Annotated in this window: 15 protein-coding genes; 4 read left to right on the forward strand and 11 right to left on the reverse strand. The window is 60.5% G+C overall.

What is annotated here, in order from left to right:
- Positions 1-110: 110 nt before the first annotated feature.
- Genes LQK81_RS24450 through LQK81_RS24470 form a run of 5 tightly spaced genes read right to left on the reverse strand, consistent with a single transcriptional unit; the run spans position 111 to position 5,369 of the window.
- Positions 111-1,268, reverse strand: coding sequence for a TniQ family protein (locus LQK81_RS24450; protein WP_230809029.1), 1,158 nt, complete (start codon positions 1,266-1,268; stop codon positions 111-113).
- 3 nt (positions 1,269-1,271) lie between these two features.
- The gene (locus tag LQK81_RS24455) at positions 1,272-2,198 is read right to left on the reverse strand and encodes an AAA family ATPase (RefSeq protein WP_230809030.1); all 927 of its coding nucleotides are present in this window, start codon (positions 2,196-2,198) and stop codon (positions 1,272-1,274) included.
- Positions 2,195-4,450: a transposase family protein gene (locus LQK81_RS24460; protein ID WP_230809031.1), complete on the reverse strand. Its 2,256-nt coding sequence runs from the start codon at positions 4,448-4,450 to the stop codon at positions 2,195-2,197. The genes LQK81_RS24455 and LQK81_RS24460 overlap by 4 nt, the downstream gene beginning before the upstream one ends.
- On the reverse strand, positions 4,447-5,205 hold the full coding sequence (locus LQK81_RS24465) for a hypothetical protein (RefSeq protein WP_230809032.1): 759 nt from the start codon (positions 5,203-5,205) through the stop codon (positions 4,447-4,449). The genes LQK81_RS24460 and LQK81_RS24465 overlap by 4 nt, the downstream gene beginning before the upstream one ends.
- Complete coding sequence (locus LQK81_RS24470; protein WP_230809033.1) at positions 5,202-5,369, reverse strand: hypothetical protein; 168 nt, start codon at positions 5,367-5,369, stop codon at positions 5,202-5,204. Before LQK81_RS24470 ends, LQK81_RS24465 begins: the two co-directional genes overlap by 4 nt.
- A 520-nt stretch (positions 5,370-5,889) precedes the next feature.
- Here LQK81_RS24470 and LQK81_RS24475 point away from each other — a divergent pair.
- Positions 5,890-6,429: a hypothetical protein gene (locus LQK81_RS24475; protein WP_230809034.1), complete on the forward strand. Its 540-nt coding sequence runs from the start codon at positions 5,890-5,892 to the stop codon at positions 6,427-6,429.
- Between the two features lie 77 nt (positions 6,430-6,506).
- Positions 6,507-7,412 (forward strand): HNH endonuclease, encoded by a 906-nt coding sequence (locus LQK81_RS24480; RefSeq protein ID WP_230809035.1) that lies wholly within the window; start codon positions 6,507-6,509, stop codon positions 7,410-7,412.
- Positions 7,413-7,600: 188 nt separating this feature from the next.
- On the opposite strand, the gene LQK81_RS24485 is transcribed toward LQK81_RS24480, so the two are convergent.
- From LQK81_RS24485 to LQK81_RS24495, 4 genes are read right to left on the reverse strand one after another with little or no spacing between them, the layout of a single operon-like run.
- Entirely contained in the window at positions 7,601-8,722 is a 1,122-nt protein-coding gene (locus LQK81_RS24485) for a tyrosine-type recombinase/integrase (RefSeq protein ID WP_230809036.1), read from the reverse strand.
- The gene (locus LQK81_RS26455) at positions 8,608-8,994 is read right to left on the reverse strand and encodes a helix-turn-helix domain-containing protein (protein WP_442967186.1); all 387 of its coding nucleotides are present in this window, start codon (positions 8,992-8,994) and stop codon (positions 8,608-8,610) included. The genes LQK81_RS24485 and LQK81_RS26455 overlap by 115 nt, the downstream gene beginning before the upstream one ends.
- On the reverse strand, positions 8,930-9,688 hold the full coding sequence (locus LQK81_RS24490; protein WP_230809037.1) for a DUF3102 domain-containing protein: 759 nt from the start codon (positions 9,686-9,688) through the stop codon (positions 8,930-8,932). The genes LQK81_RS26455 and LQK81_RS24490 overlap by 65 nt, the downstream gene beginning before the upstream one ends.
- 11 nt (positions 9,689-9,699) lie before the next feature.
- A complete protein-coding gene (locus LQK81_RS24495; RefSeq protein ID WP_230809038.1) occupies positions 9,700-9,864 on the reverse strand; it encodes an Arc family DNA-binding protein in 165 nt (54 codons plus the stop codon).
- A 100-nt stretch (positions 9,865-9,964) separates the two neighbouring features.
- Here LQK81_RS24495 and LQK81_RS24500 point away from each other — a divergent pair, with 100 nt between their 5' ends.
- Positions 9,965-10,252 carry an Arc family DNA-binding protein gene (locus LQK81_RS24500; protein ID WP_230809039.1) on the forward strand — a complete coding sequence of 96 codons (288 nt, stop codon included), beginning with the start codon at positions 9,965-9,967 and terminating at the stop codon, positions 10,250-10,252.
- Positions 10,253-10,331: 79 nt separating this feature from the next.
- Positions 10,332-11,462, forward strand: coding sequence for a PIN domain-containing protein (locus LQK81_RS24505; protein ID WP_230809040.1), 1,131 nt, complete (start codon positions 10,332-10,334; stop codon positions 11,460-11,462).
- On the opposite strand, the gene LQK81_RS24510 is transcribed toward LQK81_RS24505, so the two are convergent.
- Positions 11,459-14,200: a D-alanyl-D-alanine carboxypeptidase family protein gene (locus LQK81_RS24510; protein WP_230809041.1), complete on the reverse strand. Its 2,742-nt coding sequence runs from the start codon at positions 14,198-14,200 to the stop codon at positions 11,459-11,461. The two genes, LQK81_RS24505 and LQK81_RS24510, sit on opposite strands and share 4 nt — an antisense overlap.
- A gap of 10 nt (positions 14,201-14,210) precedes the next feature.
- Positions 14,211-15,860 carry a terminase large subunit gene (locus tag LQK81_RS24515; RefSeq protein WP_230809042.1) on the reverse strand — a complete coding sequence of 550 codons (1,650 nt, stop codon included), beginning with the start codon at positions 15,858-15,860 and terminating at the stop codon, positions 14,211-14,213.
- Position 15,861: the final 1 nt, after the last annotated feature.

A 15,861-nucleotide genomic window follows, 5' to 3' on the forward strand; every position in this document is an offset into this window, starting at 1 on the left:
CGAAGCAAGCCAGGCATCGGCGATAGGGAGTCTATAGGAAATATTTGCCGCCTTGGCAGCATGACTGCGCTACTGCGGTCGACTTGTTTTACTTGACTCAGACGGCCCCGTTACCGAAGTCCTGAATGGCTATCGATGTATCCCGCCCTCTCCAGAAACCGGAATTCGTGACCTGGGATGCCCGTGATCGGGATCGTCTCCCGAAGCGTGATCAGATCGGCCACCTTCGCCCGCAACGCCTCGACGTCCTCTCTGGAAAACGAATGGGCATCCTTCCACGGCGTATGGCCGATGCTGAGCCGCTTGGCGAACCGCGAAAGCCCCTTCTTGTTCACGCCGAGTTCGGTGGCCGCCTCGGCTAACGTGAAGTCCCGCCGCTCGATCCCGGCATGGCTGAACCGCTTCCTGCCGATCCGCCCGACCTCGGCGAACGCTTCGAGGAACTGACGCTCGAGCCAAGGCCGCAGCGACCCGGGTTCCTCGCCGCCGCTGCCATCTACGAGATGCCCGAGCGACCCATGAACGCCCCGTCGCCTTTTCTCCTCGGGGACCGTATCCCGGATACGCTCGGCCAACCGATCTCGAAGATCGTCCTGTGGCATCGTCAGAGCGACGAAACCGTCGTCCTCCAGGAAGGTGCCGAGCGTATCGACGGCATCCAGAACATGATTCAACGGCACGTCCGACAGCGGCAGTCCGACATCCCCCGTCAGTCGGCCCTCGATAAACCGCTCCAGCCCGATGGGCACCGCTGATGACCCAGGTTCGGCACCGACCGCGAGGTCCATCCCGTCAGGCCCGACGTCGAAATGCGGCCAGTGCCAGCGGACCATACCACCGCGGACGGTGCGGCCAACCAGCGCCTCGCAATGCGTCGGGCATGTCCTATAGGCGGTGAAATCCCACCAGACCCGGTGATGACGCGCCTCACGCAGACAGGATCGGCACCACCGCCGAGTGGTCATCGACATCTGCTTGAGCCGCGCCGTCTCGGCACCGATCCGGTAAAGGCTGCCGTCACGGATCGGCGTCCATCGCTCGAGATCGCTGATCGTCTTGACCGACAACGGCAACCTGCGGATCGCCGCGAGCATTTCCTCGGGAACCAGATTGCGCCCGTTGATCCCGATTTCGTTGGCGTACACCCGCAGGCTGGAATGCCCTTCGTTCGCCACCAGGCGGGCGAAATACCCGTAGGCGGATTCTCCCCGGCCATGGGCGACGTCCCAGCGGGAGAACGGACGGGCGAGCGCGTTTTCGATCTGCATCGGTCAACCCTTCTCGAAATAGGGATATCGATCGCCGGGGCCACGCATGCGGTTCACGGTCTCCCGCAATTGCTCGACCATGATGCAGCCCGAACCCTGCCCCATCGACAGCTGGCCCGCCCGGGCGAGCAGGCCCATCACACGGCCGATCTTGCCGCCGCTGAAATGGTGGAAATCCTTGGCCCAAGCCTCCAGGCCGGACTTCGAGGCGAACGGCAGGCGGTCGTCGATCTTGTCGATCAGCAGGCGGAACATCTCGAACTCGGTGCCGCCGTCACCGATCGGCTCCACGTTGTCGGTGTAGAAGCCGCGGTTGGCGAGCGCCTTCATGGAATGCACCGTGCCGTGAAGCGTTTCCTCGCCCACGAGCAGGACGTTGAACAGTCGCGCGTCCACCATCTTCTTGATGAAGCCGCGGAAGGCCTTGATCTGCGGCATCGGACGGTCGGTCAAGAGGAATTGGGCCTCGTCGATGATGACGAGCTGAGTCTTCGCCGCCGCGAGGCGCAGGATGGAGTTGTCCATCAGCGCCGCCGCCTTGATGTTGGGGATCGAGCGCGCGCCCGTAAGGTAATAGAGGCACTCCGCCAGGTACGACGGCGTCGTCTGCTCGGTCGCCTCGAAATAGACCACCGGATAGACTTCGCCGCTGTCGCCGACCGCGTTCGGAAACAGGGACGCGTAGTAGCGGCAGATGACCGACTTTCCCGCATGGCTTTCGCCGAGCAGCGCGCCGATGGAACCCTTGTCATGGGCCTCGCCGCCCGCGGGCAAGTGGAAGTCCTGAATGAACTTCACCCCCTTCTTGAACACGGGGTATTTGTACAGGAGGTTCTTGATCATCTCCTGACGGTCGGGCAAGGGCAGCGCCGCGGCAATCGCGCGGGCTTCGGGCGTCAGGAAGGCTTCAGTGTGGAACATGGCGGTCATTCCCATTCCTCGAACTTGGAGCGGATCGAATCGATGTCGATGATGTCGGCCGTGGCCGACGGTTGCTCGGCGGGTGGCGTCTCGGTGGTCGGAGCAGGCAAGGTCCGACGATTGAGCGAGTCCGTCGCGACGTCCAGCATCGGAGCGGCGTAGTCCACACGGCCTACGCCCGAAATCGCCACTTCCACCGCCTGCGTGCGGCGGATGCGCTGGCGCTGGCCCGAGATGAAGCGGGCGAGTTTGGCCGCCGTGTCGTGCTTGCGGCGCTTGGCGTGGATTTCGAGAAGCTCGTTTTCCAGCTCTGTCATCGACAGCGTCAGCATCTCGACGTCGTCGGCCGCGCGGTTCTTCTCGCGGTTATGGGCGACGATCCGACGGTGCTGGTACAGCCGCATGCCCTTGGCGTAGTTCGCCATCTCGGCGCAGATCGGCACCTCGATCATCTGGCCGTTATAGGGATTGTGGACCCAGATGCGCGACAGGTCAGACGGATCGCGAACTGCCTTGTACTCCGTCGCCTTGTGGTGCTTCGTCCCGAACTTGTGCGCCGGGTTGAGCGTCAGCTGTTCGAGTTCTGCGCACTGGTAGACGAGATATTCCCAGCGGACACCGTCGGCCTGGATCGTGACGGTCGTCGTGTCACCCGCCAGCCTCACCATGATGTCGCGATCCACGAGCGGTCGATGTTGCGCGTTGGCGATGCCCTTATCCCACAGGTCGGCGGGAATGCCGTGCATCGTGTGCAACTCGCCAAGGCCTTCGTGGCTGCGCGCGTGGTGGACGGTGGCGAAGTAGTAGGCGAGGAAGCCGTTCAGCTCCGAGAGCGAAATCTGCGGCACCGCCTTCATCTTCTCGGCATCGAACTTCTTGCGCTCGTCGGGCGACATCGTCGTCGCGCCCGGCAGACGGTCGATCAGCTGGATGTTCATGATGTGGAAGAGGTGCTCGAGCGCGCCTTTCTCCCACGGATGGCCTGGACGATACGGCGTGATCTGGAAGCCAAGCTCGATCGCCGCTTCGCGCGCCGGCATCCCGATCAAGTGCTTGGCGTTGTCCACGCCGAGCATGACGGGACGGCCATGCCACGGATAGGAAATGCCAGCAGGCAGGTCGCCCCCGTCCTTGGGGAGGATGGCGTGCAGCAGGCCTTCGAGGAACGTTTCCAGCGAAGGCGGGCCGAAGCTGATCGCCCAGCCGATAACGACGCCCGAATGGCGGTCGCGGAAGAGGACGAGGTCTGGACGGCCGAAGCCAATGCCCCGGACGTCGTCATAGACCACGATGCCCAGGGTCGTATGGTCCACGTCCACCACTTCGAGCGGGCGCTCGGGTCTGATCTGGCGGATACGGCGAGCGTGTACACGGGCGGCATGGTCGTAGCCGTAGCGCAGGCCGTCGCGGGTGAAGCCATCCACGGCCCAGAAACGACGCTGGATCGTTCGGCGCGACATCATGCGCTTGGTCTCGCCGATGTCGATGACCAGATTGGCGAGGTCGAAGTACTCGCCGCCCTCGGCCGTCCATTCAACCAGCTTGGATCGGACGCTCTTCCAGGTTCCCTTGGGGTCCATCCAGGCGAGTTCGACGGCCTTCTTGATCGCCTCTTCGGTTCGTTCGCAGTAGCGCGGATCGTCGTTGCCCGACGAGACGTTCGGCGCAAGCGCGACCAACGGGTCGAAGTTGACGAGGAGCCGAGATTTGGAAAGCTTCTCGTAGATGGTCGAGATGCCGGGAGACCGTTCGCCACGCTCGGCGGCGAGGCGCTCGATCGCCCGCTTCATCAGTTTCTTCGACGCCTTGCCATCGTTGAACTCGACGCACTCGTCGAGAGCGGCCTGCAGGTAGCGTTGCCAGTATTCGGCCTTTGCCTTCTGCGCCTTCGTTAGACACAGCGCCGATCCAGGCAACCGCTCGTTCTTGCCACGGCCGGCGGCCGCCACCAGTGGACGGATCAGGCCGTTGCGTTCCAAGTGGCCGATCTGCCAGGTGTCGAGATAGAGCGGCGTGTTCGCCTTCATGTTCTGAAGCTCGATGTGCTTCTTCCCATCTGGCGTCTCGTGCCAGCGCTGGACTGCGAACGGCGCACCCTTGGTTTTGTCGGCGTCGTAGATGAGGAAGTGGTCACCAGCCACGATGTCGTAGTGCTGGCCAGCCTTGTAGTCCCGCGGCGAGGGCGGAATACCGAGGTCAGCGGGTGTCATAACCGTCATCTGTGGATACATGAACTCCATGCGATTGATGCTCATGTTCATTCGGATGCTCCCTTCATGACGGTCGACGCTGTGGTGATGGGCAGGGAGAGATCGACGACCAAGCGGCCGGCGATAATTAGCTGCATGACGGCGGTGAAGACGAAGGCTGAGGCCTCCATTCCGAGCTTGGTGACTTCGGGATGACCGGAGGCCAGACCCTCGGTGATGGCCGCGATGGTCGTCGGAAGGACCAGTCCCATCACAGCCCGGCGCACCGCCGGCAGGGCCGCATGGTCTGCGGCGCATGGCATGTAACGCCACAGAAGCGAGGCGTTTGCCGCCATGGGTTGGGCGAGGACGCGACGCTCGTCATGGACGACGTACGGCCAGCCGAACTCCTCTTCATAGTGAGCCTCGAGTTGCGCCGTCTTCGCCTCATGCCAAGGCGTGTCCTTCTGGATACCGACGGGGACATAGTCGATACAGATCACGCGGGTGTCGCGCAGGAGGATGGCGACGTCCGCGACATGCGTCCGCTTCACCGGTTCGCCCTCGGACGTGGTCGACCAGTATTCCGTCGATAACGGGAAGGCAGAGATCGACACGACCTGCGGATCGACGTCGAACTGCATCAGGGCCTGGCGCATCAGAGGGAGACGTGCGTAGACCGAGCGCTGCGGGTTCTTCGCAGTCGGGAAGATCGTGGGGATGGTGGGATTCCACGCGCCGATCTTAGGCTCCCAGGCTGGAACGTGGTTCGGCCCGAAGATGTAATCCTCGAGGGCGGCCAATTGATGGGAAGAGAGTTCGCTCACTTGGAAGCTCCCTTGTTCAGAGTGCCTTGCGAAGCAGTGTGGCGGCCGCCTCCCATTTTTGCAGACAGCGTCTGCAAAAGTTCCATAGGCACACCAAGCGTCACCGTTTCATCGGTCGACAGGGCAATCACAGGTTCGGTGAACCCGTACGGGGGAATACGCATGACAGACTTCTCCCTCCGCTTGCCGTCACAGGCAGCGGGTAAACACGGATCGAAATGTTCAGGAGATTATCGTTGCCGGCTCGTGATGAACCGACCGACGCGCGCTACCGCGCCGCCACTATCATGGAGACGGGAATGCGAGCGTCATGCGAAGAATGAAGAGAGAAATTGCGATCCATGATCCGCCACCTTGTTGAACCCGGCATACGGGGGTGACCTCGGCGATCGCTGCCGAGAACTGACTCAGCGAACGATCTACCAGGCTTCCCGTATGCCTATTCGTGTCGCTGTCGCAGTCATCAAAGTGCTCCTTAGTCAGAACCGACCGGCCTTCTACGCGGAAGGTTGGAATCAAAGGTTGAAAAAATGCTTAACATTTTAGCGATCTCGAATTTTCTGTGAGGGGCCGCTGGGCGGGGAGTGTGTTCGTGTTTCGTTCTTTTGTCAACATCGCATATGTTTGGTGCAACAAGCGCGCAAATCAGCCTATGAATGTCTTTTGTGAATCGTGGAGGGCTAGATGACTACTGCCGCGTCGACCATTATGACTCTCGCAAATTCGGCTGACTATTTCCGTCAGATTGTGAAACCAAATATGGACACGTTTTTCAGTAGTCCCAGCAATTTCGCCTCCGCTGTAAACCTGGCCACAAGCCTCTTCCATTTCCACGAATGGCTCTTCGACGAATTCAAGGCCGATATCAGTACGCACTTCGGCAAGAACTTCTCCAAACCAGGCGGATTTTGGAAGCACGTCGAGGGGACCAACTCCAAATTTGGTTACATCCGCGATGTCACCAACGCTTCGAAGCACGTCACGATTGGTGGCCCCGGGTTCGCGCCCCCATCAACTGGAATGACACATATCGCCAATACCGCGATCATCTCCGTGGGGTGGGGGCAAGGCGGGTTCGGACAGGGAGCATACGGTGGCGGACCGAACGTGGTTTTCGACGATGGCGGAAATCAGATCAGCTTTGATGACTGTGCGAACCAGTTGTATGCCTATTGGAAGAACTTGCTGCAAACGCTGACGAAGACAATCTACACAGACCTCTGATCGCGTCGGAAGCGACTCTTTTCACCCATCAATCTCAACTCGCTGCACGCCCGATTTCAAGCACGAGACATCAATCAATGACAACGTTTCTTCTGAAATTGCATTGTAAGAATGACATTGGCGGAGCTGCCCCCCGTCCAGCTAACCCAGAGCAATGGGAAGGCACGAGGCTGCGCTTCAAAAAACCATCGCGTATAAGCGGCGGACGCGGCGACAGCGTTGCGGACGGCGACTCATTGATCGTTTGGACGCACGAAGACCCTGCTTTCGGCGGCGGCCAAGGATTGACCGCCGAAGGCGTTGCACGCGACGTCCGAGAAGAGCCAGACAACATCCTATCAGCAACCCTTGAAAACGTGAGGCTGTTTAGGCCTGGGTTTCGTCTCCGCGGCTGGCGGGGCGGCCCGACAGGTAGTCGTGTTATTGACCACCTCCTGCGCAACTTGCTCACTCGCACCTACGAGCTCGAAGATGACGAGCTTTCCGAATTCCGCGGCGTGGTCGGCCGCCACTTGGAGCGGGCTGCGCCAGTCGGTGGATCGGCGTCAGATGAGGATGAAGCGCTCCGGGTGCAGAAAGACGAGGTGCTCGATGGCCTTGAACGGCGCTACTCCCGCCAGGAGGCCAGGCCGGATCAGGCCGATTTCCGAGCATCGTTGATGTCGCGATACAACGGCACATGCGCCATTACCGGCTGCAATGTGGAATCAACACTCCAGGCAGCGCACGTCATTCCCTTTTCCGAAAGCATCGCCCTCAGAAACGAACCGAGCAACGGCCTCCTTCTGCGGGCCGACATCCACGCCCTGCTCGACAAGGCGCTTTTAGCGATCGATCCCGACACTTACCGAGTCGTCTTATCTGACAGTCTACAGGGAACTGACTATTGGCGACTGAACAGGAAGGCCGTGAACCCAGCACCTGCCAAGCCATACCTGGAGGCTTTGTTCCGCTTTTTTAAGAAGAAGCAAAACTCGAACTGACGTTGACGTTGAGAACGGAAGCCGAGCCGAGTCCAGACGTATGAGGCGTAGAGTCCAGAGATTTTGGAGATAGTCCAGACGTATCTGGCGCTGCATACTTTATGGCGACCCCTGCAGGATTCGAACCTGCGACCTACTGCTTAGAAGGATCATTTGCCAAGTCCTTTTTCTAGTGAGTTCTCAGCGGTTTATGCAACGTCCGGGGTGTCAATCCGGGATTTATTCCGGGACTTGGCCATGGCCTCCAGCGCGGCCCCGACTTCCTCGTCGAGGACATGGGCGTATCGGCTGGTAGTCTTGACGTCGGTGTGATTGAGGATGCGTTGCACGAGCTTGAGGTTGCCGGTGCTGCGGAGCGCCTTCGTCGCCACGTCGTGGCGGATGTCATGGAAACGGAAATCGGTGATCTCCGCACGGTCCTTCGTCCTCCGCCATTCGGTCAAGGTGCCAGCGTAGGTGAGGGGATACCGCTGGCCACGGACCTTGCCACGGTGGGTGCGCTTGGCAACGTAGGTGAAGACGAACTCCGGGTGATGGCCCTTGCATTGTTCAAGGATCGCCCGAACGGCCGGCGTGATCGGCGTTGTCACCCATCTGCCGCCCTTGCCAGGGGTGCGGATCTGTCCGGTGCTCCAATTCACCGCCGTCCACCGGATCAGCGTCTCCGCGCGACGTAGGCCCGTGAGACGGGCGAACTCCAGCCACGGGGCGTAGTCGTCACGGATAGCACTGTCGAGTGCTTCACCCTCATGGTCGTGGAGCTCCCTCACGCGCTCCTGGGCTTCTGGGAGCCAATGGTCCCGCCAGTTCGGTTCCTGCGGCAGATCCTGCTTCATCGCTTTCCGCGACCAAAGCATCAGGCGCTTTAGGATCGCGATCTCGCGATTAATGGTGGCATTCGACACGGTGCGGACAGGGTTGCCGGCTTTGTCCTTCACCCGGCCGCGGAGCCTGTCCTTCTTCCGGGCGGTGACGTAGAACGTCAGCTCCCGGTCGGTGATCGCGTCGAGCCGGCGATCGTTGCCGAAGGTGGCGATGAAGCGATTGAGGGTTCGCCAGACGCCCGCGCTGTTCGCCTGGGCCTCGCCCTTGGCCTGCCAGTAGCCACCGGCGGCAACGTCGAGGGTGAGGGGGCCAGTGCCGTTCTTCTTTTCAAGTTCGATGTCGGCCCGCGCCTTGGCCTTGAGTTGCCGCTCTACTGCTTCGGCGTCTTTTTTGTTGCTGGCTTCGGTAGAGCCGAAAAAGCGACGACGTTGGATTTGAAAGTCGTACTGGTAGAAAGGGCTTTTGGGGCTTTTGTAGACGGACATTTCGGCGTCTCCCGGACCTTCTGAGTTTCGATGAAAGTGCTGAGATTATAGGCGGAGAAGCGGCGCGCTTTGCGGCCCTCAGTGCCCACGTTAATGTACCGGAGCCGGCCTTCGCGAACGTGCTTCATCAAAGTTTTGACGGAGATGGAGAGGCGGGTCGCCGCCTCCTCCGGGGTGAATAGGGGTTCGGCGGGAAGGGGGCGATCTTCACGCATTGACCATGGCCTCCTGCACTTCCTTGGCCAAGGCGCGGTCGAACTCCCAGCCGGCATTTCGTACAAGGGCGAGGAACTGCGAGTAGGCCGATAAGCCCTTGATCATTGCCACTGCATCGTTCGCTGCCTGTTTACGAGCTTCGCGTGCCGCCGCTTCGCTTGCCGCTTTCTCCGCCTCCTTGGCATCCTTCTTTGCCTGGGCTTTCTCAGCCTTCGCGATCTCGTCCGGCGACTTGCCCTTGAGCTTCGCCGCCTTTGCCTTGAGCTTGGCTTCCTTGGCTTTCAAGGCCGCCTGCTCCTGCTTCGAGATGGCGATTTTATGCAGGACGTCGGGAACGTGGAGGGGTTTTCCGCCCTCGACGGCCTCGACCACTTCGATCACGATTTCCGCGGGTACCTTGGGAGCGGCAAGCTCATAGACGAGCTTTTGCGGGATTGCCTCCAGCGTCTTCTGGTCGATCCCGCCGGAGTGCATCAGGCGCACCGCAGACATGAGGTTCTGAGCGGTGCGGATTGACATGCCGAACTCTGCGTCGATCCAGTTGGTGAATTCACCGTGCGGCAGCTTTTCCTTCACCGCTACGAGATCCTTGCCGATCTCGATAAAGTGCGCCTGCGCTTCTCCCAGGCGGTGCCTGATCGCGATTGCTGCCTTCTTCGCGCACGCTGCCGTTTCGGCATCAAGGCCCGCATAGCTGTAGCTAAGTGCGACTGCCGGCACCGGTTGGATCTGCTTGAACGTCAATGGCATGGTCGGTCTCCTTACTTTGCCGGGTTGAGATCGCGCCGATCAGCCTTCCGGCGCATTACTGTTTTGAGGATGGCGAGAATTTCGCCATTCATGCTGCGCTCGTTCTCATCAGCGCGGGCCGCGAGCCAGTCCTTCACTTGGGCCGGCATACGAATTTTGAGGTCAGTAATTTCCATTGCTTCCATCCGTGACGTTGTAATGACCCTATTTTGGGTCAATTGATAGGGTCACGTTTCCGGGTTACTGTCAACCCCAATTTGACGTTGGAGTGACCCCGTGAAGACAACGATGCCCGATTTCAAACTGCGGCTGCCGCAAGCCCTCAAGGATCAGATCGAAGAGGCAGCGGCGAAGAACAACCGAAGCATGAACGGGGAGATACTGGAGCGTCTGGAGTTTACGTTCTCGGTCGGAATGGCTCGTGATGGTGAGAACGGTGTCTCTACAGCCTTCGGGCCGGGGTCACATGAGTGGGATGCTGCGACAAGAAAAACGCAAACATTAGAACAGCGCGTAAAGGCGCTTGAGGAGCGCCTTTCTAAGGTCGAGGCACGGGGTGGTTAGGCTGGGCGAAAACGCAATCGTTGCGTTTTCTAGTGCAAATAATTTCACTTAGGCATGGGACGATACCTGGGGGATTAAATTGCCAAAGCTAAATCCAGAAGACGTTAGGCGTCTGATTGTCAAAAAGGAAGTTGTCGCAATCGCGCTGGATACGTCGGTCCTTGAGAGCTTCTCCAGATCGGGGGACCTGCAGCACGCCAAATTGCTTGGGCTGTACGAGCTAGAGGCGCATGACATACAGGTTTTGATGCCCGACGTAGTGCTTCGAGAATTGCGCGCGCACATGACCGATGACCTTGAGAAAACGCATGAGCGGCTCATGAATGCGCTCAAAAACCATTCGAAAAGATGGGAGCCGAATAGGGAGGCAATCGAGGCTTTTCGTAAAACACTGGTCCCAAAAGATCGCGCTCAGCAGATTGTCAGTGAAAGATTGGCGATGTTCCTACGAGGCACCGGTGCCATTGTTCTGATGTCTGAAAAACTTAGCTCGCCAGAAAAAATCCTAGATCTCTATTTCGGCCAGCGCCCCCCGTTCGGATTGGGCAAAAATAAATCTGAGTTTCCAGACGCCTTCGCATTGTGCTCCATTGAAAGCTGGAGCGCGGAGTGTGGTGGGGTGATTGTTGTTAGCAACGACACCGCGTGGCGAGAATTTTGTGAGCGGTCTCCAAATCTCTACTGCATGTCCGAACTCCGTGAAGCGCTGGCAGCCTTCAATCAGGACGTGGAATTGCTGGAAGCCTTTATCGAGCGCTTCAATTCAGAGCCCAATCTGAGTGCAAAGATCCAGGCTGTTCTACAGGAAACGCTAAGCGCGTTGGACTTTGAGGTCTCAATAAAGTGCGACCTTGTCGCGCTCGCTGTACCAGAGGCAGCCGATATCACATCCATTGAGCTTTACACCGGCGACATCGCAATGATCAGCTCCGATGAGGATGAACTAGTTTTCGTTGTTGAGATACCAACACAGATTGATGTCCGAGCTGCGGTCTACTTGTACGGCAGGGATTACGACACGAACGAACAGACGTTCATTGGCAGTGCAACCGTGCCGTGGAACGTCGAACATACTTTCGAGGTGACGATCAGCCTCAGCAATCTGCGGGCGGAAAATCCGACCATGCAATTCGCCGTATCGCCGGACCATCGCCTTGAGTATGCATTTCTAGGCGAGCATTCCGGCGTTGATCTTCTCAACAGCGACTAAACAAATCCCCCACGATTGAGCATGTTGCCCGGCCGCTGCTGATCGGAGACGAAGTCCGTCATCTTGTTTTGTATGACGGTGTCCAGCTCCTTGCTGAGCCGTTCCACCATGGCCGCATCGGTTTCCTTGTTCCCCGATGCCTGCACCGTGATGGGGATCGTTGGGGAGAAGGTGTTGACTACGTGCGTGGACTGAGAGACGGCCCCGCCCTTGCCGCCGATCTTGGCAGACAGGACCGGCGTGCGGCCGGCGTTGATGGCTTCTAGCGCGGCGCGGTTGCGCTTCGTCGCGGCGGCATTCACCACGAACTCGCCATCGGAAAGCCATGCCGGCACCTTGTCGTCGCGGGACCCACCGGGACCATGCACCTTGCCGCCGCCGGCAAAGGCTTGGATGTATCCGCCATCCTTAGCCCCGAACAGGGCGCCGAAGATCGCCCCGAAGATCCCGCCGCCACCGCCTCCGGTCTTGGCTCCGGTGCCGCCGCCCATGAGGCCAGCGAGGGGACCTTCGCCCAGCAATGCCGCCTGGAGGGCTGCTTTCGCCAGCGAGGCAATGAGGCCCTTGAGAGCGTCTTGTGCGCTGGTCGTACCCATGATGACGCCGGTCAAGGCATCGGCCGCGGAGGAGGCAAAGAAATGGCTGGCCTGCTGGGCCTCCTCCTGAGTTTGGGCGTAGCTCATGGTCGCGGCTTCGGCCTGCGCCATCCCGGTAGCAAGGGTCTCGATCTCCTGCCGCTGCTGCGGGGTCACGGTGATGCCGGCGCGCTGTGCCTGATTTAGGAGGTCTTGCTCATAGCGGAGCTTCGCCGCCTGCTGGGCAGTGAGGCCAAGGGCCTGTTGCTCGGTCGTCTGCGTCTGGATGTACTGCTGCCCATCGGTGATGATCTGGCGATAGGCGTCGGCCTGCGATGTCAGGGCCTCCGTCTGCCGCTGGATCTCCTCCGCGCGCTGCTCGTCACGTGCGCCCGCAGGCTCCAGATGCCAATCCTCATTCGCCAGCGGGAACGACAGGCCGAAGCTGGCAGCGTTCTGGTGCATCCACTGCTTTGCTGCGTCAGACCCATATCCCAAGTCGACAGCATTCCCAGAGTTGTGCTGGGATCTCCCCGGGGGAGCTACCCACTTCCGTGCGGCCTCCGGGCTGCCGTACTTCTGGAGCGCCTGGAGCCAAAGTTCCTGCTGCCGTTCCGGCGATCGATAGCCGCTGTTGACGGTGACTTGGCCGCGGAGGTCGGCGGGCATGCTGGCCAGCATCTTCGCGAGCTTGCCCGCGAAGTCCGACGACAGGCCGGTGACGTGCGAAGCGCTCTTGCCCGATGCCAGCACATTGGACAGGTAGGCAGCCGGGTCATCGGTTGCACTCTTGATGCCCAGCGACTGGAGCGCCTTTCCGCGCATCTCATTGGCCTGATAAACTTCGCCCATGGTGCGGGCTTTGCCCACGGCAGCCTTGTAGACGGCGTGGATGCGGGTCTTGGCGTCCAGCTCTGCCAGCGACTTCGCCAGTTCCGGCACCTCATTGGCAAGCGATCGGATCGCATCGCTATAGGACTTGATCCCGTTGACCCCGGTGGATGCCGCGCTCCCGGTTTGCTCCAGCGCTTCATTCAAGCTGGAGAGCGGCGCCTTGGCTTCCTTGGCGCTGTCACCGGCCCCGGTGATGATGTCGTCCTTTGCCTTGCCATTGAGCGGATAGAGGATCGCCCGCAATGCCTGGGCCTCCCTCTCCAGTTCGCGGAGAAGTTCGGTCTGCCGATCCCAGTTCATGCCGGTGGTCGGGTCGTCGGGAGACAGGGCCTTGTCTATGGCGATCTGGTCGAGGGCTTCGCGGGCCTCCGCGATCTCCTCCAGCTTGTTCGCCAGCTGCACCATGGTGCGCCTGTTCGTGGCTTCGTTCCACTGGTCGATCGACTTGCCCCATGTCAGCAGCTCCGAAGCCACCTCCACCACGGCGCCCTTGACCTTCGTCCCGATGGTCCGGCTCAGCAGGTTGAATTTCTTGTCGATCTCGTCGGCCTTCTGGATCACGTCCTCGCTGAGGACAAGGCCCAGGTCGTGCGCCTGCTGCACGGTGGCGCGGAGGGAGGCTTCCCCCTGCTGGATCAGCTGCACGAACTGCTCGCCACCGGTGCCCCCGAACAGTTCGTCCGCGATGCGGATCTGGGCTGCCTTGTCGAGCTGGCCAAGCTTCCCGATGATCTCGGTGAAGAGCGCGGAGGGATCTTGCAGCTTGCGCTTGAGATCCTGCGCAGTGAAGCCCAGGCGCTGGAAGGCTTCGGCTGCGGAGCCCTTTCCAGTGACGATAAACTCGTCGGCCCGGAGGGAGAGTTCCTTGAAACCGTCTGTCAGGGCGTCGACCCCTATCCGGTTTTGCTCTGCCACGTGCTTGAACTCTTGGAAGGCCTTGACGCTGAGGCCGGCGCGACGGGCTTCATCTCCGATGCTGGCCACGCCCTTGGCGAGTTCACCCACGCGGGAGACGATGCCCGTGAGGGTTCCCACGGAGAGGCCGGCAGCGAGGCCAGCAATCCCGCCCTTCATCGCTGCCAGCCCCACGTTGACGCCCTGGGAGGCCTTCGACATGGAGGCTTCCAGCCGATCGCCGGATTGCTTGGCCCGGCGCTCGATGGCGTCGAAGTTCTGGCCGGTGGTGCGGTTCGCCTTCTGGAAATTGCGCTCAAAATCCCGGATGCGGGCCTCAAGGCTGACGACAAGGCGCTCTTGTTCGGTCGACATGGTTTTCTCCTCAGAAGATCAAGAGCCCTTCCGGGCGGTCGTCGGTGTCGTAGATGCTACGGTCGTCGCCGCCCAGGGAGGCCCGGCCCACGGCCATGGCGGTGGCGACAGCCCCGTCGATCCGGTAACGGGATTTGCCTTTGTGGAACGATTTGTTCCCGGCCTTGTCGGTCTCGACAGCGATGTTGTCGAAGTTCCAACGAAGCACCGGGTGCCCGCCATGGCGGAACCGGCCCGCAATGATGGCGCGCTCAAGTTCCTTCACGGCCGGCGCCATCGTCACCCAGCCCTGCCGCATCTCAATTGCCGGGAAGCCATCCTCGGCAAGGTTGCTCATCATGACGCGAGCTAGGTGCGGGTCGAACGCGATCTCCCGCACGTCGAAGCGCTGGCAGATATCGCGGATGGTGTCCTCTACGGCGCGAAAGTCCACGACGTTGCCCGGCGTCGGCTCGATGAAGCCATCGGCGGCCCACTGTGGATAGGGCACGTTGTCGCGATCGGCACGCTTGAACAGGTTGTCGCGGGGGCAGAAAAACCACGGGTGGACGAGGTAGCCGTCTTCTCCATCTCGCCATGCAGCGACGATCACGGTCAGGTCGGAATTGCTGGAAAGGTCAACGCCCAGCCAGCACGGTTCGTTCTCCAGTTCCTCAAGGTCGAAGGCCGCCGCGCCCTGGTCATAGACGGCCATGTCCACGAACGGGTCGGAGCTGTGCCCTAGCCAGACATTCAGGTGCAGCTGTCGGAATGCTTCCCGGTCGGCGGGTCGGTTAGCCGCTTCACGGGCAAGCTGACGAAGGCCGGCAAGGTCGGGATAGCCATGTTCAAGGCCGGGATTGCACGCCCTCCATACGTCCTCATCTTGCCAATCGGCATCGGGAGAGGTTTCGAACAGAATAGGCAGCGTGGCCGGGTCATCGATCTTCCCGGCGGCAACGTCGCGGGCATACTGGATCACCTCATAGGCGATGTTCTCCTGCCCGCGGCCGGCGGTGGTGATCACGATCGACAGGGAGTTGGACACCTTAACCAATCCGGTTTTAATCACGTCCCAGAGGTCCCGTTTCTTCCATGCGTGGATTTCATCGATCAGGGCGAAAGACGGGGTGCGGCCGTGCTGGGTGCCGGCATCGTTGGACAGGCTTTCCAGAAACGATCCGTTCGGAAACGTCATCCGGTTCTTGTATTCCTGCAGTTTGATCGTTCGGCCTTCCTCATAGCGGCGGCTTGCCTGTCCCTTCCGCCACAGTTCTTCACTCCCGGCCTGGATGATGCTCTGCGCTTCGGTGAAGGCCAGTTTCGCCTGCTTGCGGTCGGCGGCAGCAGTCAGCACTTCGCCACCGGAGACGGCTTCCGGGCCCATGGTATGGAGGAGAGCGAGGGCGGCGCCCAGCGAAGTCTTACGGTTGCCGCGGGGCAGCAGCATGATGACCTGTCGCACGATGCGGTGGCCGTGCTCGTCGCAAGGTCCATAGATCTGGCGAACGATCTTTTCCTGCCACGGGTCGAGCTGGAAATCGCGATCAGGATGGCGGGATTTCGGATGCTTGAGGCTTCGCAGAAAATCCACCGCGCGCTGTCCGTAGCCGAACGGGTCGGGAATGTCGGGGAACGGAGAAGGCTGTGGCTTCTGTTTCAGGACCGGCTTGAGCTTCATG

The organism is Rhizobium sp. GN54, from assembly GCF_021026345.1.
Lineage (GTDB): Bacteria > Pseudomonadota > Alphaproteobacteria > Rhizobiales > Rhizobiaceae > Mycoplana.